This is a genomic window from Shewanella sp. WXL01 (assembly GCF_012263345.1).
In the GTDB taxonomy this organism is placed as follows: Bacteria; Pseudomonadota; Gammaproteobacteria; order Enterobacterales; family Shewanellaceae; genus Shewanella; species Shewanella maritima.
Map to the genome: position 1 here is coordinate 143310 of NZ_JAAIKQ010000005.1, position 23981 is coordinate 167290.

The following is a 23981-nucleotide window of genomic DNA, read 5'->3' on the forward strand; positions in this document are numbered from 1 at the left end:
ACCACCCTGAATAACAACGACACCATTGAATGGTGCCGTTCTTTATGTTTAACCCGCTATTCATTTACTATTATAATCAACAACTTGCACTGGAAGAATACTGCGAGCGATATCAGCCTTACATGGTTGCCATGGTCCAGTAATCTAAACGCTGCTGTGGGTTATCAACTAAGCTCTTGCATGTATCTTTGTATTGTTTCATCAACACGCCTAAACTTGCGCCCGCCATCTTTTGCATATGCTGCTCTTTATGCGCTTCAACACCTTTAGACACTTCTTCTGGCGCCATGTAGTCGTTAGCTATCAAAACGGCTTTATCAGCAGATGACTGCAAACGGTCGGCTACGGCAGCCATTTGCGGCGCATCCATAGAAGAAATCACCTGAGAGCTAATATCATAGTAAGCGGCGCACTCTAACACCTCTTTAGTAAAAGCGTTTTCTGCCTCACTTGCCATTACAGGCAAAGCAGCACAAGCAAGTATCAATGCGGCTATCCGTGTTGTCATTGTTGTTCTCCTAATTGATTCTAAGCTATACAAAATTCTATGAGTTACCATGCTCGGCTAACTTTGATTTCAAGCTGGCTTCTACGGCTGGCCATTCGCTGTTTATGATCGAAAACACCACAGTGTCGCGCAACGTGCCGTCAGCTTGAATTCTATGATTGCGCAATATGCCATCTTGTTTTGCGCCAAGACGTCCAATTGCAGCTCGGGAAACCTTATTGTGCCAGTGGGTACGAAACTCGACCGCGATGCAGTCTAATGCCGTAAACGCATAATTTAGCAGCAGTAGCTTGGACTCCGTATTGACGGCTGTGCGCTGGAAACTTTTGGCATACCAGGTGTAACCAATTTCTAAACGTCGGTTAGCTTGATCCCAATTACAAATTCGTGTGCATCCGATAACGCTGCCTGAAACCTTATCACGCACAGCAAAAGCCAATGCTTGACCAATCGATTCGGCCTCAAGCGCTTTTTCCACATAAGTTTTCATGCTGTCATTGTCAGGCACGTTGGTAAACCATAACTCCCACAACTGACCATCATTTGCAGCATTAATAAGTGCGGGCACGTGATCCAAACTAAGTGGCTCTAGAATCACATGTTCACCGGTAAGGCACAGACTTCTATCTACTTTTGACATGCTTTATCCCTAAAACTCGCTGATGTTAGCCCCAGCTTATGCTTATGCTTATGCTTATGCTGCGCTAACAAGTACACATACCTTTTAGCATACACAATATATATGTGAAATAAATCACATTTTTAGCTTGAAATAAAGTGAGTGTCGCCGTTTACCTAACCTGTCGAGTGTTGATATTGCACAAAAAAAGCCGGCGATATTGCCGGCTTTAATAAATGACCTAATGACAATTCAATAGGCTGTTTACGCTAAAGCGTTTTGTTATTCAGCTTCATCTTCAGTGCGGTACTTGTCAGCAGTTTCTTTAATTAACGGCTGTAGTTCACCTTTTTGGTACATTTCAGTCACGATGTCACAGCCACCGATCAACTCACCTTCAATCCACAGCTGTGGGAATGTTGGCCAGTTAGCATACTTAGGTAGCTCAGCACGAATATCAGGGTGTTGAAGAATATCAACAAAAGCAAACTGCTCACCACAGTTAATCATGACTTGTGCAACTTGAGACGAGAAACCACAGCTTGGCAGCTTAGGTGAGCCTTTCATATAAACAATGATTGGGTTTTCGCTGATTTGCTGCTTAATTTTATCTACAGTTTCCATTTTAATTCCTAACAACGGCTTTATGAAATTTAACGTATTGTACGATACCTTGATTAAGAACAAAAATCCCAAATTTTGTAGGGTTTTAGGTTAACTTTTAAACCATAGATTTAACCGATAACCCTTATCAAAAATATTCATTAAACAATGATTCACATCACATAAATATGGAGTACAATGTTTGGCGAGCAATGTTACCTATAACGAGATAGTAATATCCGTACTCTGGTAAAAACATAAAATACGATAACCTGAATCCATGGAGAGACTAATGGCTTTCGAATTACCAGCACTACCGTATGCTAAAGACGCACTAGAACCACATATTTCAGCAGAAACGCTAGATTTTCACCACGGTAAGCATCACAACACTTACGTTGTAAAACTAAACGGCCTAATTCCAGGTACCGAGTTCGAAGGTAAATCTCTGGAAGAGATCGTTAAAACCTCATCAGGCGGTATCTTTAACAATGCTGCTCAAATCTGGAACCACACATTCTACTGGCACTGCCTAGCACCAAACGCTGGCGGCGCGGCAACAGGTGCAGTAGCTGACGCTATCAACGCTGCATTTGGTTCGTTTGAAGAATTCAAAGCTAAGTTCACTGACTCAGCAATCAACAACTTTGGTTCTTCTTGGACTTGGTTAGTGAAAAAAGCTGACGGTTCTCTAGACATCGTTAACACTTCAAATGCGGCAACTCCGCTAACTGAAGACGGCGTTACTCCACTACTGACTGTGGATCTATGGGAACACGCTTACTACATTGACTACCGTAACGTTCGTCCTGAATACATGAACGGTTTCTGGGCACTAGTTAACTGGGAATTTGTTAACCAAAACTTCGCAGGTTAATATCTATACCCAACGCCGTTAAAGGAGCACCTAGTGCTCCTTTTTTATTGCTTTCGCCCCCTTCCTCAGTTCCTTCTATGTGTTGATTTTCCACACATCTTTTCAGTCATCAGTCTAATTCATTACAATTGCTATTGTTGCAATTGCTACTGTTTGTTGTTGTTTTTATTAATTAAATTTACTTAACTCTACTAGCAAGAAGCAAAATAACACCTACACTGGATATAGGTGGCAAGGTTTTTAGAACATGTAATTCACACCGAAACTATCTGATCAATCACAAAGACAAGGACGTACTGGGTAGTAATAGACCTTAGCCAAAAATTCAATTTTAAATTGATTGTCTAGCTCTACTTCAGAGCATCAAGTTGACAAAAATTTATTTAGGGGGCTGCAATGGGTATTTTCGAGCACTATCAACAACGTTACGAACAAAAGCTTGAAGAAGAGTATTCTTTAGAAGAGTTTTTGAACATTTGTCAGCAAGACAAAAGCGCATATATGTCAGCTTCTGAACGCCTTCTTATGGCAATTGGTGAGCCTGAAGTCATCGACACATCCAAAGATCCTATCTTGAGCCGTATATTCTCGAATCGCTTAATTTCCCGCTATCCAGCTTTTGAAGAATTTTATGGCATGGAAGAAGCAATCGAACAAATAGTGTCTTACTTGAAGCACTCGGCTCAAGGGCTGGAAGAGTCGAAGCAAATCCTTTATCTACTCGGTCCTGTTGGCGGTGGTAAATCTTCATTAGCCGAAAAGCTAAAAGCCTTGATGCAAAAAATTCCGATCTACGTGCTAAGTTCCAACGGCGTTAGAAGCCCAGTAAACGATCATCCGTTTGCGCTGTTTGATGCCGATGAAGATGGTAAGTTACTGTGCGATGAGTACGGTATTCCCCATCGATACCTTAAAACAATCATGTCGCCTTGGGCGGTAAAACGCCTGCACGAATTTGGTGGCGATATCAGTCAATTTAAGGTAGTAAAAATCTACCCTTCAGTACTGGACCAAACGGCAATCGCCAAGACAGAACCGGGCGATGAGAACAACCAGGATATTTCCTCACTCGTCGGTAAAGTGGATATCAGGCAGTTAGAACACTTCTCCCAAGACGATGCTGATGCTTATGCCTATTCTGGTGCGCTTTGCCGCGCCAACCAAGGTGTGATGGAATTTGTTGAGATGTTTAAAGCGCCGATTAAGGTATTGCATCCACTACTTACCGCGACTCAAGAAGGTAACTACAACGGCACTGAAGGCTTATCGGCCTTACCTTACAACGGCATTATTTTAGCCCACTCCAACGAATCAGAATGGGCAAGTTTTAGAAACAACAAAAACAACGAGGCGTTTTTAGACCGTGTATACATAGTCAAAGTGCCTTATTGCCTACGGGTATCTGAAGAAATTGAAATCTACAACAAACTACTGGCAAACTCCGAGCTTGCCAAAGCCCCCTGCACGCCAAGTACATTAGAAACTCTGGCGCAGTTTACTGTGCTCTCAAGATTAAAAGTGCCCGAGAACTCGTCAATCTTTTCTAAAATGCGGGTATATAACGGCGAGAGCTTGAAAGACACCGACCCTAAGGCCAAGTCTTATCAAGAGTATCGTGATTACGCCGGTGTTGATGAAGGTATGCAAGGCCTATCAACGCGTTTCGCGTTTAAGATCTTATCAAAGGTCTTTAATTTTGATAATTCAGAAATTGCTGCCAATCCAGTACATCTATTCTATGTATTAGAGAAACAAATCGAGCAAGAGCAATTCCCGAGTGAAATAAGTGAGCGCTACCTTGAGTTCCTTAAAGGTTACCTCATTCCTAAGTATGTGGAATTTATTGGTAAAGAAATTCAAACCGCTTACCTGGAATCTTACTCAGAGTACGGGCAAAACATTTTTGACCGCTATGTCACCTATGCTGATTTTTGGATTCAAGACCAAGAATATCGTGATCCTGAAACCGGTCAGCTGTTTGACCGCGCTGCACTTAACGGGGAGCTAGAGAAAATCGAGAAGCCCGCAGGCATAAGTAATCCAAAAGACTTCCGTAACGAAATAGTTAACTTCGTGCTACGTGCTCGCGCCAATAACGAAGGCAACAACCCAACCTGGACCAGTTACGAAAAACTGCGCACTGTGATTGAGAAAAAGATGTTCTCCAATACCGAAGACCTGTTGCCCGTTATCTCGTTCAACACTAAAACTTCCACCGAAGATCAACGTAAACACGATGACTTCGTTAATCGCATGATGGAGAAAGGCTATACCCAAAAGCAAGTTCGCCTGTTGTCAGAATGGTATTTACGCGTGCGTAAGTCCTCTTAACACAACTGAAGAAATCAACATGACTATCAGTTGTAGGAGGCAATTATGGCCAATTTTATTGACAGACGACTTAACGCCAAGGGCAAGAGTACCGTAAATCGCCAACGCTTTATTGAACGCCATAAAAAGCAAATCAAGAAAGCCGTTAGCGATGCGGTGACCAAGCGCGGCGTCACTGATATCGACAAGGGAGAGCAAATCACTATCCCGACCCGTGATATCAGTGAGCCAACGTTCCGTCAAGGTAAAGGGGGCATTCGTGAGCGAGTGCACCCGGGTAACGATCAATTTAACCGCGGCGATAAAATTGAACGACCACAAGGCGGGGGCGGACAAGGTAGTGGTCAAGGTGATGCATCAAATACTGGCGAAGGCCAGGACGACTTTGTTTTTCAAATCTCTAATGATGAATACTTAGAGTTGCTATTTGAAGATCTTGAACTGCCCAACCTGCAAAAAACGCAGTTGAGTAAACTTGTTGAGTACCAAACCTACCGCGCTGGTTTTACTAACGATGGCGTACCAGCGAACATTAACATTGTTCGCTCGTTACGCTCGTCATTAGCAAGACGCATCGCCATGACCGCCGGTAAAAAGAAGCAACTTGCCCAACTCAAACAACAGTTGCAAGAGTTGCTTGATACACCGGGTGGCAATGCCGATACCATCAAACGCCTTGAAGATGAAATCGCGCTGCTTAAAAAGCAAATTGATAAAGTGCCGTTTATCGACACTTTTGACCTTAGGTTTAATAATTATGCCAAGCGTGAAGTACCAACCAGTCAGGCTGTGATGTTCTGCTTGATGGATGTTTCCGGTTCAATGGATCAAGCTACAAAAGAAATCGCTAAGCGCTTTTATATCTTGTTATACCTGTTTCTGACTCGCACTTATAAAAACCTGGAAGTGGTGTTTATTCGCCACCATACCCAAGCCAAAGAAGTCGATGAGCATGAGTTTTTCTATTCACAAGAAACTGGCGGCACTATTGTATCAAGCGCACTTAAGCTAATGCATGAAATCCAGCAAAAACGTTACCCAGAAAGTCAGTGGAACATCTATGCAGCGCAAGCATCAGATGGTGACAATTGGTCAGATGATTCGCCCCACTGCAAAGAGTTGCTAGAAAAACACATTCTGCCAACTGTGCGCTACTACAGTTACATCGAAATCACTAAACGCCCGCATCAAACACTTTGGGCTGCATATCAGTCATTACAGGAGCAATTTAACAACATCGCCGTACAGCATATCCGTGAGGCCGATGACATTTATCCAGTATTTAAAGCGCTATTTAAAAAGCAAACCGCATAAAGGAGGCCAACAATGACAACAGACAAAACCGCCTCGCCTCACTCTCAGCTAAGCGATGGACCCGACTGGACATTTGATTTACTCGAAGATTACATGTCGGAAATTGAACGCGTAGCCGACCACTACGGATTAGATTATTACCCTAATCAAATCGAAGTGATCACCGCTGAGCAAATGATTGACGCTTATGCCGGCATAGGCATGCCTATTGGGTATACCCACTGGTCATTTGGTAAGCGATTTATTGAAACCGAGCAAGGTTACAAGCGCGGCCAGATGGGGCTTGCATACGAGATTGTGATCAACTCAGATCCTTGTATTGCTTACTTAATGGAAGAAAACAGCATTACCATGCAAGCACTGGTGATGGCACATGCCAGTTTTGGACACAATAGTTTCTTTAAAAACAACTATCTATTTAAAACCTGGACAGATGCAAGCTCTATCATTGATTACCTGGTGTTTGCTAAAAACTACATTCATCAGTGCGAGTTAAAATATGGCGTGGAAGCGGTCGAGCTAACATTGGATTCATGCCATGCTTTGATGAATTATGGTGTCGACAGGTATAAACGCCCGAGTGAGATTTCTTTTAAAGAAGAAAAACATCGTCAAAAAGAACGTGAAGCATATTTACAAAGTCAGGTGAATGATCTGTGGCGCACTGTCCCAAAAAGCGATATCCAAACAAAACAGGAAACCGATAAGCCATTCCCAGAAGAGCCACAAGAAAACATCTTGTACTTTATTGAGAAACACTCACCGTTGCTCGCCCCCTGGCAAAGAGAGATAGTGCGCATCGTCCGAAAAATGGCGCAATATTTTTACCCACAAAAACAAACTCAGGTAATGAATGAAGGTTGGGCAACCTTTTGGCACTACACCATTTTGAACCACCTTTATGATGACGGAAAAGTCACCGATAGGTTCATGCTTGAGTTTCTGCAAAACCATACTGCCGTCGTTGCGCAGCCACCATACAATAGCCAATACTATAGTGGCATTAATCCATATGCGCTTGGGTTTAACATGTTTGTCGACATTCGTAGGATTTGCGAAAACCCAACCGAGGAAGATAAATACTGGTTTCCGGACTTAGCAGGCAGCGATTGGGTTAAATCTCTACAGTTTGCCATGGAGAACTTTAAAGACGAGAGCTTTATTAGTCAGTACTTGTCACCCAAAGTTATTCGCGACTTTAAACTATTTGGAGTTGTTGACGATGACGTGAAAAATCACCTTACTGTATCAGCAATCCATGATGAGCAAGGCTATCAAGATATTCGAGAAAAACTCTCGCAACAATATAACTTGTCAAACCTTGAACCCAATATTCAAGTGACAAAGGTTGAAGTCAATGGCGACCGATCTTTAACCTTGCAATACACGCCCCATAACCGAATACAGCTTGCAGATAGCAAGGAAGAAGTACTAAAGCACTTACATCGCCTATGGGGGTTTAAAGTGACGCTTGAGCAAGTGAGTGATACAGGGCACGCAAGCATCATCGCCACATGCCCGAAAGAGCCAGAGTCAACTGAAACGCCCTCGCCTGCCACGTCAGTGATTATCTAGTTATCGACTTCAAAACAAGCTATTACGAATCACATCGACAAAAAAAGCCAATCATCATTTGATTGGCTTTTCTTTTAGACTGACAACAGACCTTAGTTATTATCTAGCGCAATGTCTGCTGGCATATCATCACGCAGCTTTTGCCATACTGCGCCACTTGCTATAGCGTTTTCGCGCATCAAGGCTGGCACGTCTTGGTAATTACCGTCTTTGGCTAATACTGCTAAGTCTTCATAGAACTTAAATGCAAGATCGCGTGCTTCCTGATTTTCAAAGTAGTAACCACCAACGCGGCTATATAGGCCTTTAAAACCATTAAGGATAAGCACATATAGTGGGTTACCCGATGCAAATGCTAACGTGTGGTGCAGTTTGTAGTCAAAATCTGCATAGGCTTCAGCTTCTGCGGGTAGATCTTTGATTGTCTCTAAAACCTCAACCACTTTTTCCGGGTTATAGCGAAATGCCGCTCTAAAATAGATTTGACTGACATTGGCACGAGCTGACATCAATTGGTCAACCAGCGTAGGGAAACCATCAGGATTTAGATCTGCAATGGTTTCAAGAATATTAAGTCCAGATGTTTCCCAGAAGTTATTTACCTGAGTCGGCTTACCGTGTTGGATTTTCAACCAGCCATCACGAGCAAGACGCTGTAGTACTTCACGCAATGTTGTTCGGGTGACACCAATTAGCTCTGACAACTCGCGTTCTGCCGGTAAAATAGACCCTGGCGGGAATTTATTTTCCCAAATTGAGCGCACAATATATTTCTCAGCAAAGCTTGCGGGCCCTTTGGCATTGATAATCATCAGTCTAAAACATCCTATGGCGACAAAATTGCACTGATCATACCAGACAACAAGAAAATAAAAACCTTTGATTGATAAGCCTGGTCAAATTCTTAATCCGAAAGATAGTAAGTTTTAAATGGATGCTAATTTGACTTTGTGAACGAGTGACACAATTGCCTAAACGCTACTACTTTATGAACTTCGCGCCTATAGCTTATGAAGTGAAATATATAATGATGTATTCAGTGACCTAGATACCATTGAATCACCAACAAAGCACTTTTCTATACTCTACCGTTTATCGTTCAAATCCAATGATTATCCGCTAAAAGCCGGCGACTTTGGTAAAGGGGAATGACGGCGTAAAATTTGCGCTAAATCACACCGAAATATTTACAATCAACAGCCTGCTCACAATCCATTTCAGCGACAAGACCTAACGCATAAAAATTCACCGAACAATATGATTTTTAGTTAAAAGTATAACCTAGCCCTCGTTTTGTAATATTACAATTAAGATTAATTTAAGCTAAACTACCCCGAATTTTAAACATACATGCCAAGGTGTTAGCAGCCCATGCAGTCTGGGTTAGCGCGTTGCACCGCGACGCCGCTGGATAATATTGAATAACCTACATGTTAAGTAAAGTTAGTTTGCTGACTGAACAGACAGTTCAATATTTAACCTCTGCTCAACGGATTGTATCCACATTTGAGTATGTGAAGTACCAACAACACTATAAATTGGAGAGGCACTATGCCTGCAACCACAGGTCAAGCGTTCTTTAATAACTTTTTGGGAAATTCACCAAAATGGTATAAATACGCAATTTTAGCTTTTTTAGTAATTAACCCTATTCTGTTTTTTTTGGTTAGCCCGTTTGTTGCTGGCTGGGTATTAGTTATCGAGTTTATCTTTACCCTAGCAATGGCTCTTAAGTGCTATCCACTACAACCTGGTGGTTTGCTCGCCATTCAAGCCGTTTTTATCGGCATGACCTCTCCTTCACAAGTACTTCATGAAATTGAAGCTAACCTAGAAGTTCTCCTGCTACTTATCTTTATGGTCGCCGGTATTTACTTTATGAAGCAGTTACTGCTTTTTGTATTTACCAAAATGATAACCAAGGTGCGTTCAAAGATTGTTGTATCGCTGATGTTTTGTGTTGCTTCAGCATTCTTATCTGCTTTCCTTGACGCATTAACTGTAATCGCAGTAATCATTGCTGTTGCGGTTGGTTTCTACTCGATTTACCACAAGGTCGCATCAGGTAAAGACTTCAGCTGCAACAAATCTCACGACCATACTTCAGAACAATCTGGTCAGCTAAACGATCAAGAGCTCGAAGATTTTCGTGCATTCTTACGTAACTTACTTATGCACGCTGGCGTTGGTACCGCACTAGGTGGTGTTTGTACTATGGTCGGCGAGCCGCAAAACTTAATTATTGCAGCTCAAGCACACTGGAACTTTGCAGAGTTCTTTATTCGTATGTCCCCTGTAACCATGCCAGTATTTGTTGCGGGTGTGGCAACATGTTTCATGGTTGAGAAATTCAAGCTATTTAGTTACGGCGCACAACTACCAGAACGTGTCCACACAATCTTAAGTGACTACGCAGAATACGAAGACACTAACCGTACTAAAGCAGATAAAATGAAGCTTATCGTACAAGCGTGTGTTGGCGTGTGGCTTATTATTGGTCTTGCTTTCCACTTGGCATCTGTTGGTCTAATCGGTCTTTCAGTTATCATTCTGGCAACTGCATTTAATGGTGTCACTGATGAGCATGCACTAGGTAAAGCATTTGAAGAAGCGCTGCCATTCACCGCGCTGCTAGCCGTATTCTTTGCCGTTGTTGGTGTGATTATCGACCAGCGTTTGTTTGCGCCTGTAATTGAATGGGCTCTGCACTTTGAAGGCAACATGCAGCTGGTAATTTTCTTTATCGCAAACGGCCTGTTATCTATGGTAAGTGATAACGTATTCGTGGGTACGGTATACATTAACGAAGTAAAAGCTGCGTTAGTGAATGCGCAAATCACCCGTGATCAGTTTGACTTACTTGCAGTAGCGATTAACACTGGTACCAACCTACCGTCTGTAGCAACACCAAATGGCCAAGCTGCATTCCTGTTCTTGTTAACATCTGCACTTGCTCCACTTATCCGCCTATCATACGGCCGTATGGTGTGGATGGCGTTACCGTACACCATCGTATTGTCGATTGTCGGTATCATGACTATTCAGTCAGGTTTCTTAACCGACATGACTGAAGTGCTATACAACATGCACTGGATTGAGCATCACAGCGCTAAAGAAATCACTGAAGCTGTAGGCGGCCATCACTAGGATTGCCCTTAACATTCAGGATTGACTTATATATACTGCCAACACCCTCTGTTTGAGGGTGTTTTTTTATATTTAAAGGAAGGTAGTTTTGGGTTTTCTCACACGCTTTAGTCAGTCTCGCCAATCATGGACAATACTGTTTATATCAGGCCTAGCATTAGAGTTAGCAGCGGCATTTTTTCAATATGTGATGCACTTAGACCCATGTGTCATGTGTATTTATATCCGCGTGGCTGTGCTTGGGATCATGGCTGCAGGTCTAATAGGTATGATTGCACCCAAAGTGTGGTTGGTTAGGTTGGTTGGGCTAGTGACTTGGGCAGTATCTGCAGCCTGGGGCCTTAAACTTGCAAATGAACTAAACGAAATGCAAGTCAACCCGAACCCATTTTCTACCTGCTCGTTTTTTGCCGAGTTTCCTGATTTCATGCCATTAGATAAATGGATGCCATTTTTCTTCGAACCTCGCGGCATGTGTAGCGACATCCCTTGGTCATTTATGGGCGTGACCATGACCCAGTGGATGATGTTAGGTTTTTTGGTTTATCTACTTACTTTGGTTCTAATGCTGATACCTGCGCTTAAACCAGCGGCTAAAAGCTAGACTCAATATCCATTGGGATAAAAAGTAACAAACAAAACATAGGGCGCAGATGCGCCCTTTTGTGTATTTAACATTGCTATGTTTAATCTTTTGAAACAAGCGGCCAAAGCACAATATGATCTTCAAGATATTTAATCTTGCGCTCATCGACCACTTTACCTTTCACAGACATACCAGCTTGATGCATCGCCGCTTTTGAGCCTGTCAGTAACGGGTGCCAACTTGGCAACGTTTTACCCATATGCAGGCGGCGGTAACTGCAGCTATCGGGCAGCCAATCTAAACTAGCGATATTATCTTTAGTAATTGCAGTGCACTGAGGTACATGCTTAAAACGCTCTGGGTATTTATCGCAGCTACCTGTTTTGTGGCTTAATAAATGACACGCAGCATTGGTGTAATACAGTTCTTCCGTATCATCATCAATCACCTTATTCAAACAACACTTGCCGCAACCGTCGCACAACAGCTCCCATTGCTCATTGTTCATTTGCTCAAGGCTAAGTTCTTCCCAAAAAGCCATGGCGGTTATTTATCTTCTGCATTGCGAGCAAACACAGTATCTGGGTCTACTTTTTCACTTAAGCCCAAGTCAAGACGATGCTGCTCTAACAGGTTCTCGCTTGGCGGTGGTAATTGCAGATAAAAACCCTTGTCTTTCAGCTCAGATTTAACCTTATCAATATCAGCTAGAGCCAGTTTTTTGGTCTTCTCTATCGGCAGTAACATCACAAATGTTGGCGCACCAAACATATCCATCAAAGGCTGCGGCACAGCATCAAATTGATCGCGTTTTTCAACGTATAGATAGGTGTCTGGCTTACGGCTACTTTTATATACTGCACAAATCATTTTTGTATCACTTTTCCCAGGTTTCATGCTTGATAGTCAACAGCGCACACTATAACATGGAGCGCACTAAAATAATTTTAAAAATCAGTTTATCAGCTGGAATGTTGGAGATTGCGCCGGGATGGCCAAACCAAATTTAGAGCTTAAAGCCACATCATTTACCTTATCCGTTTTATATATTCATCAAGATAATCTGGACGTTATCACTCAGGAATTAGATCAAAAGCTTGCCCAGGCACCGCAATTTTTCTTAGGTGCACCGCTCATTTTGAATTTATCAGCGCTAAACGACGTTCAAGTCGATTTACTTGCCATTAAAACCATTCTCAATTCGCGCCAACTTGTGATTGTTGGGGTAACAGAAGCGAGTGAAGACATTGTTAAACAAGCAAAACGCTGCGGCCTAGCTGTGGTTAAGTCTGGCAAACAAGCACCGACACCTGAGCTACCTAAACGCAGCACCAAAATAGTTAAGCAAAATGTCCGCTCAGGTCAGCAAATTTACGCCAAAGATAGCGATTTAGTTGTATTTGGCGCGGTTGGTAATGGCGCTGAGGTCATCGCAGATGGTAGCATTCATATCTATGGAGCGCTGCGCGGTAAGGCAATGGCTGGTGCAAGTGGTGACGATCAAAGTGTGATTATCGCCAGTAAACTTCATCCCGAATTAGTGTCAATTGCCGGCAAGTATTGGCTTGCAGAACATATACAACAACACCAAATTGAAGACAGAGGTTGCGTACGCTTATCTGGTAGCAGCCTTTCTGTAGAATCATTGCCTTAAATTAGGCATCAAAAAGGATATTACACATGGCACAGATTATTGTTGTCACCTCAGGAAAAGGCGGCGTTGGTAAAACCACTTCTAGCGCAGCAATAGCCACAGGCCTTGCGCTAAAAGGTCACAAAACTGTCGTTATTGATTTTGATATCGGCCTAAGAAACCTCGACCTAATTATGGGTTGTGAGCGCCGCGTTGTTTACGATTTTGTTAATGTTATCAATGGTGAAGCAAATTTAAACCAGGCATTGATTAAAGACAAACGTTGCGAGAACCTGTTTATCTTGCCAGCTTCGCAGACCCGCGATAAAGATGCCCTAACCAAAGAAGGTGTGGGTAAGGTATTAGACGATCTTGCTAAAGACTTCGAGTTTATTATTTGTGACTCGCCAGCAGGTATCGAGCAAGGCGCAATGATGGCGCTGTATTTCGCTGATGTTGCTATCGTCACTACCAACCCAGAAGTTAGCTCAGTGCGCGACTCAGATCGTATTCTTGGCATGCTGCAAAGCCGCTCACGCCGCGCTGAGCAAAACCTTGAGCCAATTAAAGAATGGTTATTGCTGACTCGCTACTCACCTGCTCGCGTTAAAACGGGTGAGATGCTAAGCGTGGAAGATGTAGAAGAAATCCTTGCAATTAAACTGCTTGGCGTCATTCCAGAGTCACAAGCTGTGCTTAAAGCATCGAACTCAGGTGTGCCTGTGATTATTGACCAAGATAGCGATGCTGGTTTAGCTTATAGTGATACAATCGAGCGTTTACTGGGTAATGATGTACCACTTCGCTTTACTGAAGAAGAGAAAAAAGGATTCCTAAAACGGATTTTTGGTAGCTAATTATGTCGATACTTGATTACTTTAGAAGCAATAAAAAAGCCGCGAGCGCGTCATTAGCCAAAGACCGTCTACAGATCATTGTTGCGCACCAACGTGCTGAACGTGATGCCCCTGATTACTTTCCGCAGATGAAACAAGAGATTATTGAAGTCATCCGTAAATACGTGCATGTCAATGAAGATCAAGTGAACGTGCAACTTGACCAAGATGATAATAACTTGTCTGTATTAGAGCTAAACGTGACCTTACCTGATGGTAAATAGCAGGCGTTAACACCTTTGCTCGCTCAAACTAAAAAAGGATAGCCAATGGCTATCCTTTTTTATGCATGCTTTTGGCAGTCTTGTTTAAGTTATATTCAGCCAGAAAAGCTCACATCATCAATCGCCGAGCCTACCACTTCACCACGCCAGCCTGACAATAACAGCGGCGTTTCACCTTGTTTATTGTTAAACAGCCACAGCATAAACTCATGAATAAGGCGTTTAGACGCAATAAACTCAGTTGCCACTTGCTTGTGCTCACACAGCTCGACCAGAGTATTTTTGATCTGCTTAAAGGTAGACTTATAACCTGGGCGTAGCGCAATGACATCTATCTGCTCAGGCAAGTCGCTAAAGTCGACAGTGGTAATGAGTTTGACCAGCTCTTTACCATGAAAACGCTTTTCGTGATCAGTAAGGTCAACTAACTTGTTGAGGGCAGTAACACTTTGCGGCTGCTTTTTAGCCAAAGCAATTAAGGCATGATCTTTAATGACAAAACCCAGTGCTAAATTGCGGCTCAAGGCTTTCTGCAGGCGCCATGCCGCTAGCACTTTTAAACAAGCCAGCTGCTTAGGCGTTAACTGAAAGGCATTCTTAACTTTAAGGTAAGCGGTTTCTGGATCTGGCGCATCTAAACGCCCTTGGGTAATGCGCTCACCTTCTTCAAATAACCATTCACTGCGCCCCATCTGCTCAAGCTTTTGTTTTAGCTGTGGATACAGCTTATAAAGGTAGAACACATCGTTGGCAGCGTATTGCAACTGAGCATTGGTTAACGGGCGCTTCATCCAATCGGTGCGCGATTCGCCTTTATCAATTTCCACATCTAGGCACTGCTGCACTAGCTTAGCGTAGCCAAGTCCATAACCCATATTACCCATGCTGGCGGCGATTTGGCTGTCAAACAGTGGCTTAGGTTGGCACTTTCCATAATGGGCAAACACTTCTAGATCTTCACTGCATGAATGCACCAATTTAACGATGCTTTCATCCGTCAGCAGCTGCCAAAAACACGATAAATCACTAACAGCAACAGGGTCGATAAGCGCGAGGGTTTTACCATCATAAGCTTGAATAAGCCCAAGATTTGCATAGTAAGTGCGAGTACGCACAAACTCAGTGTCGATCACTAGCAATGGAGATTGCTGATACTGAGCCACAAGCTCACTCAGCTGTTCATCGGTTTTAATATACTCAAAAGTTAACACTAAATACTCCATCAAAAAGCCGGCTATCTAGGCCGGCTTTTTACAGAAGAGTCAAACTCAGACATATGCATTGCTCGTTTAAGCGTTGCTCGCCTCGTCTCTTAACTCTCTGCGTAAAATTTTACCCACATTGGTTTTGGGTAGCTCGTCTCTAAATTCTACCAGTTTTGGTACTTTATATCCTGTTAAATGTTCGCGGCAATGCTTAATCAAATCTTTTTCAGTCACGGACTTATCTTTGGCTACCACGAAAATTTTAACTAACTCACCACTGACATCGTGAGGTACACCTACAGCTGCAACCTCAATCACTTTAGGGTGCAGAGCGACGACATCTTCCACTTCATTTGGGAATACGTTAAAGCCAGAGACTAAAATCATGTCTTTCTTACGGTCAACAATGTAGAAGAAGCCTTTTTCATCCATGTAGCCAATATCACCAGTAGCTAACCAGCCATTTTCATCGATTACCTTGCTGCTTTCTTCTGGACGCTGCCAGTAACCGCGCATAACCTGCGGGCCTTTAGCAAATAACTCACCCACTTCACCTTGCGGGAGTACTTCACCTTCTTCACTGCGCACCTGGATAAGGGTTGATGGCGCGGGGAAACCGATTGAGCCGTTGTATCCGTCTAGGTCGTACGGGCAGCAGGTCACTAGCGGTGATGCTTCAGTTAAACCATAGCCTTCAAGTAAACGAGTTTGGGTAATGCTTTGCCATTTATCAGCAACGGCTTTCTGCACTGCCATACCGCCGCCGATTGACAGTTTTAGCTTAGAAAAATCTAGCGCTTTAAAGTCAGCATCGTTAACTAGTGCGTTGAACAAGGTGTTCACACCCGTAAGCGCAGTAAATGGGTATTTCTTTAAATCAGCAACAAAGGCTGGAATATCACGCGGGTTAGTGATTAATAAGTTTTGACTACCTTTATGCAGGAACAATAAGCAGTTAACTGTCAGCGCGAAAATATGATATAGCGGCAATGCGGTCACCACTAGCTCTTTGCCATCTTGCAACGCTGGCGCATAAGCACCATTTGCTTGCAGCACATTGGCTACCACGCTGCGGTGAGTCAACATTGCCCCTTTTGATACACCAGTAGTGCCACCGGTATATTGTAAGAATGCTAAATCATCGTTAGTGATTTCAGGCTTGATATACTGTTGGCGGCGACCTTTCGACAGACTATCTCTAAATGAGCGAGCATGAGGTAAGTGATACTTAGGCACCATCTTCTTGATGTACTTAACGACAAAGTTAACTAATGTGCGTTTAGGCGCGCTTAGCTGATCGCCAAGACCAGTAATAATGACTGACTGCACAGGTGTTTGGTCAACCACTTCTTCAAGGGTACGCGCAAAGTTAGACACAACAACAATGGCCTTAGCGCCAGAGTCCACCAGCTGATGTTTAAGCTCTCGTGGGGTATATAGTGGATTCACGTTAACCACAACCATACCTGCACGTAGTACTCCAAAAAGCGCAATAGGATATTGCAGCAAGTTAGGCATCATTAACGCAACGCGATCGCCCTTTTCTAGACCTAACTCATTTTGCAAGTACGCCGCAAAGGCGCGGCTGCGCTCTTCAAGCTTACGGTAGGTCATCTTTGCGCCCATGTTGATGAACGCTGGTGTATCTGCATACTTGTTGACAGCTTGCTCAAACATGTCCACAAGCGAGGTAAATTGGTCAGGGTTAATTTCTGCTGGCACGTCAGCAGGTAAGTGATTAATCCAAGGCTGGTCCACGGGAATCTCCTAATTAAATCCTACTCCATAGCATTGCTATGTCAGTAGCAAGGGACAACTTCCAATTAGAGTTTTAATTGTGGTTGAAAAATGTCCAAAAATCTTTGTTATTGACTCTACGACAAAATCATACGAGCGTTTTAATTTGTGCCCATAATCACATACTCGAAACAAAAAACCTAGTATTTTTGTAACAATCTAGGCTTAATTTAGTATAAAAGCTCGAATCTGCGTCGCTACTTGTTCTGCACTGCCCATGTGCAGATGATGATCGCCTTCCAATAACACGGTTTTCAAATCATTAAACCAGCGCTTAGCCTTTGGCGGCAGGGATTTTAGCTGTTTATAGCCGTCAGTTCCTAACACTAATAAACTGGGCGTACCAGTTGCATTCATTAGTTGTTCAACTTGACTAAAACTTAGGCGATACAAGGAGTCTAGCTTGAGTCTGGGGTCGCTTCGCCATACAAAACCCACCTCAGTTGAGCGCAAATTACGCTCGGTGATTAATTCACACCAAGGCTTATCTAACTTGGTCAATTGATGACGTGCACTCACCGCAGTATTGATATCAACCGTTTTAGCGCTTTGACTAAGTTGTTTGCTAGCAAATCGACTTTGAGCTTCAATACCTTTAACTAATCGCGACCGGATATTTTGCTCTGATTCAAACATGGGCACTAACGCCTCAATTAACACCAACTTATCAATGCTATTAGCAAAGGCGGCGTTGTAAGCAGATGCGATAATACCGCCGAGAGAATGCCCAATAATGCTAACGCTACTGTTGCGCAGCTTTAACTGTGCGATTGTCGCATGTAGATCGTAAATATAATCAACCCAATGAAGCGGATAAATCCCGGGTCGATGGGCAGATAAGCCATGGCCAGGCCAATCAATGCAGATAATTTGATAATGAGACAAGATGCCTTGAAGGCTTAACTCATTTACCAGAGGGATAAAGCTATTTAGGTTGTCTAACCAACCATGTAAACATAAGAGAATAGGCTTTGTTGCGTCACCATAACTGATGCCAGCAAGCTCAATTTGCGGAAGAGATAAGGTGATAGCTTCACACCTTATCTCTTTATTTATCGATTCATGTAACACTTATATCAATTCAACAAATTACTTTTTGACGAACTTAAGTGTCATACGATCGCTTTCGCCAATCGCAAGGTATTTGTCTTTATCTTGATCTTCCATCGCTAAGCGAGGAGGAAGCGTCCAAACACCTTTAGGGTAATCTTTAGTGTCTTTTGCATTGGCGTTGATCTCTGACGCTTCAGCTAGGGTAAAGCCAACTTTTTCAGCAAGCTTGACCATCTCAGCCTGATCCATATAGCCGCTATCCGCTGGCATACCAGGGTTAGCTCTGTGCTCTACCACACCAAACACGCCACCGGGTTTCAACACTGCATAAGCACCAGCAAATACTGACTCTAGGTTACCCGCCATTGCCCAGTTATGTAGGTTACGGAAGGTTAACACCACATCAGCACTATTATCTTCACCCAACTTAGTCTTCTCAGGTGGGTTTAGCGTGGCAAAGCCTACGTTCTTCACTACAGCTTTGTTATCTTCTACCCACTTTTCAAACTTCTTACCCGCTTTAGCGTAGTAGCGAGTACGGCGGTTATCTTCACTTGGATTGGTTTCAAAGTTTGCCGCTACATACTGACCTTTATCAGCCAGATAAGGCGCTAAGATCTCAGCATACCAACCACCACCAGGCCAAAGCTCAATAACGGTTTTCTCAGGCGTCACCTCAAAAAAGCTGAGGGTTGCACCCGGATTACGATATTTATCGCGCTTAGCATTTGATTCACTGCGAAAGTCACTTTTCAGCGCAGACTTTAGCTGCGCATTAACCTGTGCATGTTCACCCGCTTTGTGGTGCCCAGCAGTAACTGGCATAGTAGTGGTTAGCGACAGCCCTATTACAGCAGCTGCAAGATACTTAAGCTTCATGTTTTACTCCCTTGTTAACATTCACCTTCGACCAGCTCAGCCACAACATTAATCCACTGAACGCTAGCCAAATAAAAATCCATATCCAAGCAGGTAGCCAGGTCATTTGCGACAACATATTCGCATCACCTTTACCGCTTAGACCAAACAACACTGTGGGGCTTGCCACGGCGTTGAGCATAATCATAAGGCCTAATATACGCAGTAAACTATTTAAAAGACTATTGTTATTTAACTTAATTGGTAACAAAAAAAGTCCGGCTAAACAAAGCAAGATAATGATAGTCAACATATCTCTTGCCCAAAACAACGAACTTGCCATGACTATCAGCCCAAGCAATGACAAGGTAAAACGAATACCTGCACGCCAGGTAGCTAACAAGAAAATAAGGTAGCCCCACAAGGCGGCACCTGGGTATCCGCTAAAGGCAATTAAGATGGCATTCCCACCTTGACTAGTGCAAAGGCCTGCACCATTTGGAAATAGCTGAATACTATTTACCATACCGCCGGTAATTAGGGTTGCGATCCCATGGGATATTTCATGGAAGAAGCTTTCGAACCACTTAAATGGCACGCTAACATAGGGCAATTTGGTGACAATTAAGGCCACTAAAAGCTCAATAACAAAACGGCTCCGAGAAGGAACCGCAGACTGTGATGAAAGGTGTGATGAAAGTTTTGATGAGTTTGGCGTAAGACCTGATTCAGGCATAAATGTCTATTCCAACCATTTGTTGAATCTCTTCGCGTTTTGCACTGTGCTGAGTCGTCAGGTATTCGCTAATGGCGCCGCGCTGAGTGCTTGATGGATCATCATAAGCTAGATTGGCACCGTTTGATGCAGACATTAGCTCGTCAAGCTGACTTTTAAGCGCCTGAGTTAACTCAAAGTTACCGCGCTCAGCTTCTGCAGAGCTATTTTGCGACTTGGCTGATTGCGACTTGCTTAGCTCGCCCTCAATGATATCTGCTTGATTAGCAAATTGAGCCTGGTTAGCCCTATTAACCGCTTTCACATCTACCGTCGCCTTGACTTCAGGCGCACGGTTACCCGCCACGGCTTGAGATAAGCTGATTGGCTGAGTGAAATTACTGGCTTGGTTAATCGAGTTAAGTTGCATAAAGCCCTATTCGCGTCCCGGTAGCTTCTTCCAGGTAACAGTATCACGTAAGTAAACAGGTGCAAGTTCATCGACACTGGTATGCTCGCCAGCGTCAAAACCCACTTTAGCTAAGCTAATCATAGCGCTTGCGTCAGGATATTTCACCTGCTCAGACAGTGAAATCACTTGGGCACGCTCAAGCAGCTCAAGGTACGCATCAAAACCCGTGCCGCAAGCAATAATCTCCTGCTCAGTATCTAGCGCAATAACCATATCATCTGGGGAGCTTACCTGCTCGGTTGCCACTAGCACAGCAACACCATCTTGATTGATGTACTGCCCCCAATACACTTCATTCATTCGCGCATCAATGCAACAAAGGATTTGCTTTGCGCCGTGGATGTTGATCGCCATTTGCGCCATGGTGGCAAGGGTTGAAATACCGATAACAGGTATATCATGGCCAAGGGCTAAACCTTGGGTCATGCTAGTGCAGATACGAATACCAGTAAAGCTACCTGGCCCACGACCATAGGCAATTAAGTCTACATCTGCAATGGTAATTTCAGCATCTTGCAAAACTTCATCAACCATAGGCAATAGGCGTTGGCTATGTTCGCGCGGCGCATCAGCACTCCGAGAAAACAATTGTTGTTGAGAACTAAGCGCAGCCGAGCAAGCCTCGGTGCAGGTATCAAGAGCAAGAATATTCATGTATCAAAAACGACTAGTAAAAATTAGCGCTATGATACCTGATAGCCTATCGATAAAAAAGCGCAGTCATTCGCCAAGAACACGCGAATAAATGTGCGACTAGATGTGCAAGTATTTGTGGATCAATTAATTGCTTTTAAAAATTCTAAAGCAACATCAAGCTCACGGGTACGGTACATAGGCGGCAGCGACTGCAAAAACGCGGCGCCGTAATCTCGGTTGACAATACGGTTGTCACACAAAATCAGCACGCCGCAATCTTTCTCGTCCCGTATCAATCGCCCGACACCCTGCTTTAATGCAATAACAGCCTGGGGCAATGAAATATGACTGAACGGATCTTGCTGTTGCTGCTCAATATTCGCCGCACGCGCTTTATACAAGGTATTGTCAGGGCTAACAAACGGCAGCTTGTCGATGATCACGCAGCTCAGTAATTTGCCCTTTACGTCAATTCCTTCCCAGAAACTACTGGTTCCTAATAGCACCGCATTACCTAGTTGCCGGTATTTGTTCAGCAAATTCTGTTTACTGCCCTGCCCCTGTACCAGCAGCGGATAACGCACCTTGGTGGCGAGCAACTGTGCCGTTAAGTTGAGCATGTGATGACTGGTAAATAATATAAAGGTGCGCCCTTTGGCGGCATTTATCGCCTGCACACACACGTCAACAAGCTGCTGAATATAGTAAGACTGGCTCATATCGCTGCTGGCATCGGGCATAGATGCGTTACGCTTACCTAAATAGCGTGGCACACATAAAATAGCTTGATTAGGATAATCAAATGGGCTGTCTAAAATAACCTGCTTGGCACTTGCTATCCCCATTTCACGGGTGAAATGAGAAAGCTCACGATTCACTTGCAAGGTTGCAGAAGTGAATACCCAACTTGTTGATGGCTCAAACAATGCCTCACACTGTTTGGCGATATTAATCGGTGCCACTCGCAGCATTAATTGGTTAAGACCAATATCCACACTGTAGGCTGAATTAGGGTCATTACACTCAAAAAAGCTCACCAATCTGCCATTGAGCCTATCAAGTTTTTCCAGCGCTTCATCGAGGGATTCAAAACGGCCAACATGAGCACTGAGCACTGTTTGCAGGGCATTAAGTTCTTCAATTAACTGCCAGCCAAGTCCTGCTAACTTTTTGTTAGCTAATACATGGCGGTAATTATCAATTTGCTGCTCAATCAAGCCTTGCTGCCACTGCTCAAGTAACGATAAACAGCGGTAACTCAGTTGCTCAATTTGAATAGAGTCTCGCACCTCTTCCTTATGGATTGAGATAAGCGCAGATAATTGACGGTCGATTTCCCGTGTAGAAATGTTATCGCCAAAATAATTGATGCAGGTATCTGGTAATAAATGGGCTTCATCGAATATCACTACATCAGGGTCGGGAAGCAGCTCAGCAAAGCCCGTGTCTTTTAGCAGGCGGTCTGCAAAAAACAAGTGATGGTTAACCACAATCACCTTCGCTTCAATGGCTTTTACCCTTGCCTTACGGGTAAAGCAAGCATCATAAAAATCACACTTTTTGCCCTTGCAAGACTCCTTGGTACTCATTACATCATTCAGCACAATTGAGTTTTCAGACACTGTGGTCAACTTGCCTAAATCACCATCTGAAGTGAGCGATGCCCATTGATTGATTTTTAATAAATCGTCCAAATAATCGGCTTGATATCGAGCGGCATCAGCCATGGTGTTATCAAGCCGCAACTGGCATAAGTAATTATTACGCCCTTTAAGCAAGGCGACACGTTGATGAATGTCGAGCATCGACAAGATAGTCGGTAAATCTTTAACAAACAGCTGATCTTGCAGATTTTTACTTCCCGTACTTATCACCACCTGTTTACCACTAAGCAGCGCAGGTACAAGATACGCAAAGGTTTTACCCACACCCGTTCCCGCCTCAAGTACAAGATTTGACTTAGCAGAAATTGAGTTTGCGACTTCAATAGCCATCTGCAGCTGAGCATCACGCTGGTGATATACGCCAATACTTTTCGAAAGCGCACCGTTTGGCTTAAATATATCAGCGACAAGATTGGCTAAAGATAAACTCACGGATGTCCTCTAACGCTCACATTAGCGCTTAATACAGTAAATTTCGGGTGTTAGAACTAACAAAAAAACTGAGCGATTACGACTTTTACCTAGCAGTGCTATTGGTGCTCATCAGGCGAATTATGTCATACAAGGGGAAAGCGCAGAAACTACAAAGCGCAAAAACTAGCGGATGGGTCATTTATCGAGCAAATAACAATTTAATGAAGGGTAAAGCACTAAAGACATTCTAAATGAATCGAACAACAGTCACATTATTCAGCGTAAATTACGAATAAGTATTCACCCAAGCAGGGTGGCGCCACATTAGTTAATTACCGAAAATCTAGCTTGAGTTAGGATAAATGCAAACTTCACAAACAGATATAGATAACGAGAAAACTCATTAAAACTAGCGCACTATAAAAATGCAGCTCCATTCCTTACGCGACAAGACCTTTCAACCCCCAACTAGACAACCAATCATCCCGTTATCAAACCCACCACCTTAGCTGCATAAATATATCTTATAACCCACAGGTTTATTTAATTGCTAAATTTGTGCTGTTTGGCTATTGCAATCAAATTAACCTCGGGTTAACGTGTTTAGCAAGTAAACAAAGCAACTTGATTTTTATCGCATGAGTTGCCTGAACAAGACGAATTAGAGACAGTTTTTATTATGAGCATCCAATTGATTTCAATCCATCATCACCATCATATGCGGTAGCCTTCGGATGCTTACTGCCGGAGGTTCATGTCCTTCCGGTGGTGAATAAAGATCACTTAAACCCCTGGAAGGAATTTCAGGGGTTTTTTAATGCCTGAATTTTAAAGAATTTTAAATTTAGATAGTT

General features: G+C 43.3%; 23 protein-coding genes and 1 other annotated feature. Of the genes, 9 read left to right on the plus strand and 14 right to left on the minus strand.

Going from position 1 to position 23981, the window contains the following annotated elements; all coding sequences use genetic code 11:
- Positions 1 to 118 precede the first annotated feature (118 nt).
- The 3 genes from G3R49_RS13455 to G3R49_RS13465 all read right to left on the minus strand — a co-directional run bounded on the left by G3R49_RS13455 (position 119) and on the right by G3R49_RS13465 (position 1751).
- Positions 119 to 508, minus strand: a complete 390-nt coding sequence (locus tag G3R49_RS13455; protein ID WP_167870018.1) for a hypothetical protein — start codon at positions 506 to 508, stop codon at positions 119 to 121.
- Between the two features lie 37 nt (positions 509 to 545).
- Positions 546 to 1148 (minus strand): GNAT family N-acetyltransferase, encoded by a 603-nt coding sequence (locus G3R49_RS13460; protein WP_167870019.1) that lies wholly within the window; start codon positions 1146 to 1148, stop codon positions 546 to 548.
- 261 nt (positions 1149 to 1409) lie between these two features.
- Positions 1410 to 1751 (minus strand): Grx4 family monothiol glutaredoxin, encoded by a 342-nt coding sequence (locus tag G3R49_RS13465; protein ID WP_130602701.1) that lies wholly within the window; start codon positions 1749 to 1751, stop codon positions 1410 to 1412.
- A gap of 271 nt (positions 1752 to 2022) precedes the next feature.
- Here G3R49_RS13465 and sodB point away from each other — a divergent pair, with 271 nt between their 5' ends.
- From sodB to G3R49_RS13485, 4 genes are all read left to right on the plus strand, one after another.
- Positions 2023 to 2607, plus strand: a complete 585-nt coding sequence (sodB, locus tag G3R49_RS13470; RefSeq protein WP_130602699.1) for a superoxide dismutase [Fe] — start codon at positions 2023 to 2025, stop codon at positions 2605 to 2607.
- Positions 2608 to 3003: 396 nt separating this feature from the next.
- Entirely contained in the window at positions 3004 to 4938 is a 1935-nt protein-coding gene (locus tag G3R49_RS13475; protein WP_167870020.1) for a PrkA family serine protein kinase, read from the plus strand.
- 45 nt (positions 4939 to 4983) lie between these two features.
- On the plus strand, positions 4984 to 6252 hold the full coding sequence (locus tag G3R49_RS13480) for a YeaH/YhbH family protein (RefSeq protein WP_167870021.1): 1269 nt from the start codon (positions 4984 to 4986) through the stop codon (positions 6250 to 6252).
- A 12-nt stretch (positions 6253 to 6264) separates the two neighbouring features.
- Positions 6265 to 7827, plus strand: a complete 1563-nt coding sequence (locus tag G3R49_RS13485; protein WP_167870022.1) for a SpoVR family protein — start codon at positions 6265 to 6267, stop codon at positions 7825 to 7827.
- A 92-nt stretch (positions 7828 to 7919) separates the two neighbouring features.
- Here the strand turns inward: G3R49_RS13485 and fadR are convergent, their stop codons facing one another.
- A complete protein-coding gene (gene fadR / locus G3R49_RS13490) occupies positions 7920 to 8639 on the minus strand; it encodes a fatty acid metabolism transcriptional regulator FadR (RefSeq protein ID WP_167870023.1) in 720 nt (239 codons plus the stop codon).
- A 739-nt stretch (positions 8640 to 9378) separates the two neighbouring features.
- Between fadR and nhaB the strand changes: the two genes are divergently transcribed.
- Positions 9379 to 10974, plus strand: a complete 1596-nt coding sequence (gene nhaB, locus G3R49_RS13495) for a sodium/proton antiporter NhaB (RefSeq protein ID WP_130602689.1) — start codon at positions 9379 to 9381, stop codon at positions 10972 to 10974.
- Positions 10975 to 11062: 88 nt separating this feature from the next.
- Positions 11063 to 11578 carry a disulfide bond formation protein DsbB gene (dsbB, locus tag G3R49_RS13500; RefSeq protein WP_167870024.1) on the plus strand — a complete coding sequence of 172 codons (516 nt, stop codon included), beginning with the start codon at positions 11063 to 11065 and terminating at the stop codon, positions 11576 to 11578.
- Positions 11579 to 11660: 82 nt separating this feature from the next.
- On the opposite strand, the gene G3R49_RS13505 is transcribed toward dsbB, so the two are convergent.
- Entirely contained in the window at positions 11661 to 12101 is a 441-nt protein-coding gene (locus G3R49_RS13505) for a YcgN family cysteine cluster protein (RefSeq protein ID WP_130602687.1), read from the minus strand.
- Positions 12102 to 12106: 5 nt separating this feature from the next.
- Positions 12107 to 12430, minus strand: coding sequence for a YcgL domain-containing protein (locus tag G3R49_RS13510; RefSeq protein ID WP_130602685.1), 324 nt, complete (start codon positions 12428 to 12430; stop codon positions 12107 to 12109).
- A gap of 121 nt (positions 12431 to 12551) precedes the next feature.
- On the opposite strand from G3R49_RS13510, the gene minC reads away from it, so the two are divergent.
- The 3 genes from minC to minE are packed head-to-tail and all read left to right on the plus strand — an operon-like array spanning position 12552 to position 14313.
- Positions 12552 to 13214, plus strand: coding sequence for a septum site-determining protein MinC (gene minC / locus G3R49_RS13515; protein ID WP_130602683.1), 663 nt, complete (start codon positions 12552 to 12554; stop codon positions 13212 to 13214).
- A gap of 26 nt (positions 13215 to 13240) precedes the next feature.
- On the plus strand, positions 13241 to 14050 hold the full coding sequence (gene minD / locus G3R49_RS13520) for a septum site-determining protein MinD (protein ID WP_130602681.1): 810 nt from the start codon (positions 13241 to 13243) through the stop codon (positions 14048 to 14050).
- Positions 14051 to 14052: 2 nt separating this feature from the next.
- On the plus strand, positions 14053 to 14313 hold the full coding sequence (gene minE, locus G3R49_RS13525; RefSeq protein WP_167870025.1) for a cell division topological specificity factor MinE: 261 nt from the start codon (positions 14053 to 14055) through the stop codon (positions 14311 to 14313).
- A gap of 95 nt (positions 14314 to 14408) precedes the next feature.
- Here minE and rnd read toward each other — a convergent pair whose 3' ends face one another.
- The 8 genes from rnd to G3R49_RS13565 form a co-directional block, all read right to left on the minus strand.
- Positions 14409 to 15524, minus strand: coding sequence for a ribonuclease D (gene rnd / locus G3R49_RS13530; RefSeq protein ID WP_167870026.1), 1116 nt, complete (start codon positions 15522 to 15524; stop codon positions 14409 to 14411).
- A 78-nt stretch (positions 15525 to 15602) separates the two neighbouring features.
- Positions 15603 to 17276: a long-chain-fatty-acid--CoA ligase FadD gene (gene fadD / locus G3R49_RS13535; RefSeq protein WP_167870027.1), complete on the minus strand. Its 1674-nt coding sequence runs from the start codon at positions 17274 to 17276 to the stop codon at positions 15603 to 15605.
- 204 nt (positions 17277 to 17480) lie between these two features.
- Complete coding sequence (locus G3R49_RS13540; RefSeq protein WP_348633930.1) at positions 17481 to 18386, minus strand: alpha/beta hydrolase; 906 nt, start codon at positions 18384 to 18386, stop codon at positions 17481 to 17483.
- 18 nt (positions 18387 to 18404) lie between these two features.
- On the minus strand, positions 18405 to 19247 hold the full coding sequence (locus G3R49_RS13545) for a class I SAM-dependent methyltransferase (protein WP_167870028.1): 843 nt from the start codon (positions 19245 to 19247) through the stop codon (positions 18405 to 18407).
- Positions 19237 to 19962, minus strand: coding sequence for a M50 family metallopeptidase (locus tag G3R49_RS13550; protein ID WP_167870029.1), 726 nt, complete (start codon positions 19960 to 19962; stop codon positions 19237 to 19239). Before G3R49_RS13550 ends, G3R49_RS13545 begins: the two co-directional genes overlap by 11 nt.
- Complete coding sequence (locus G3R49_RS13555) at positions 19955 to 20371, minus strand: hypothetical protein (RefSeq protein ID WP_167869941.1); 417 nt, start codon at positions 20369 to 20371, stop codon at positions 19955 to 19957. Before G3R49_RS13555 ends, G3R49_RS13550 begins: the two co-directional genes overlap by 8 nt.
- A 6-nt stretch (positions 20372 to 20377) precedes the next feature.
- Positions 20378 to 21067, minus strand: a complete 690-nt coding sequence (gene tsaB, locus G3R49_RS13560) for a tRNA (adenosine(37)-N6)-threonylcarbamoyltransferase complex dimerization subunit type 1 TsaB (protein ID WP_167870030.1) — start codon at positions 21065 to 21067, stop codon at positions 20378 to 20380.
- Between the two features lie 122 nt (positions 21068 to 21189).
- The gene (locus tag G3R49_RS13565) at positions 21190 to 23145 is read right to left on the minus strand and encodes an ATP-dependent DNA helicase (protein ID WP_348633931.1); all 1956 of its coding nucleotides are present in this window, start codon (positions 23143 to 23145) and stop codon (positions 21190 to 21192) included.
- Positions 23146 to 23829: 684 nt separating this feature from the next.
- Positions 23830 to 23946, plus strand: a sequence feature (His leader region).
- Positions 23947 to 23981 lie beyond the last annotated feature (35 nt).

Bases quoted from the DNA above. Each gene is read 5' to 3' on its own strand.
- G3R49_RS13455 (WP_167870018.1), bottom strand. From the start codon at position 508: ATGACAACACGGATAGCCGCATTGATACTTGCTTGTGCTGCTTTGCCT.
- G3R49_RS13460 (WP_167870019.1), bottom strand. From the start codon at position 1,148: ATGTCAAAAGTAGATAGAAGTCTGTGCCTTACCGGTGAACATGTGATT.
- G3R49_RS13465 (WP_130602701.1), bottom strand. From the start codon at position 1,751: ATGGAAACTGTAGATAAAATTAAGCAGCAAATCAGCGAAAACCCAATC.
- sodB (WP_130602699.1), top strand. From the start codon at position 2,023: ATGGCTTTCGAATTACCAGCACTACCGTATGCTAAAGACGCACTAGAA.
- G3R49_RS13475 (WP_167870020.1), top strand. From the start codon at position 3,004: ATGGGTATTTTCGAGCACTATCAACAACGTTACGAACAAAAGCTTGAA.
- G3R49_RS13480 (WP_167870021.1), top strand. From the start codon at position 4,984: ATGGCCAATTTTATTGACAGACGACTTAACGCCAAGGGCAAGAGTACC.
- G3R49_RS13485 (WP_167870022.1), top strand. From the start codon at position 6,265: ATGACAACAGACAAAACCGCCTCGCCTCACTCTCAGCTAAGCGATGGA.
- fadR (WP_167870023.1), bottom strand. From the start codon at position 8,639: ATGATTATCAATGCCAAAGGGCCCGCAAGCTTTGCTGAGAAATATATT.
- nhaB (WP_130602689.1), top strand. From the start codon at position 9,379: ATGCCTGCAACCACAGGTCAAGCGTTCTTTAATAACTTTTTGGGAAAT.
- G3R49_RS13505 (WP_130602687.1), bottom strand. From the start codon at position 12,101: ATGGCTTTTTGGGAAGAACTTAGCCTTGAGCAAATGAACAATGAGCAA.
- G3R49_RS13510 (WP_130602685.1), bottom strand. From the start codon at position 12,430: ATGATTTGTGCAGTATATAAAAGTAGCCGTAAGCCAGACACCTATCTA.
- minC (WP_130602683.1), top strand. From the start codon at position 12,552: ATGGCCAAACCAAATTTAGAGCTTAAAGCCACATCATTTACCTTATCC.
- minD (WP_130602681.1), top strand. From the start codon at position 13,241: ATGGCACAGATTATTGTTGTCACCTCAGGAAAAGGCGGCGTTGGTAAA.
- minE (WP_167870025.1), top strand. From the start codon at position 14,053: ATGTCGATACTTGATTACTTTAGAAGCAATAAAAAAGCCGCGAGCGCG.
- G3R49_RS13545 (WP_167870028.1), bottom strand. From the start codon at position 19,247: ATGAAGCTTAAGTATCTTGCAGCTGCTGTAATAGGGCTGTCGCTAACC.
- G3R49_RS13550 (WP_167870029.1), bottom strand. From the start codon at position 19,962: ATGCCTGAATCAGGTCTTACGCCAAACTCATCAAAACTTTCATCACAC.
- G3R49_RS13555 (WP_167869941.1), bottom strand. From the start codon at position 20,371: ATGCAACTTAACTCGATTAACCAAGCCAGTAATTTCACTCAGCCAATC.
- tsaB (WP_167870030.1), bottom strand. From the start codon at position 21,067: ATGAATATTCTTGCTCTTGATACCTGCACCGAGGCTTGCTCGGCTGCG.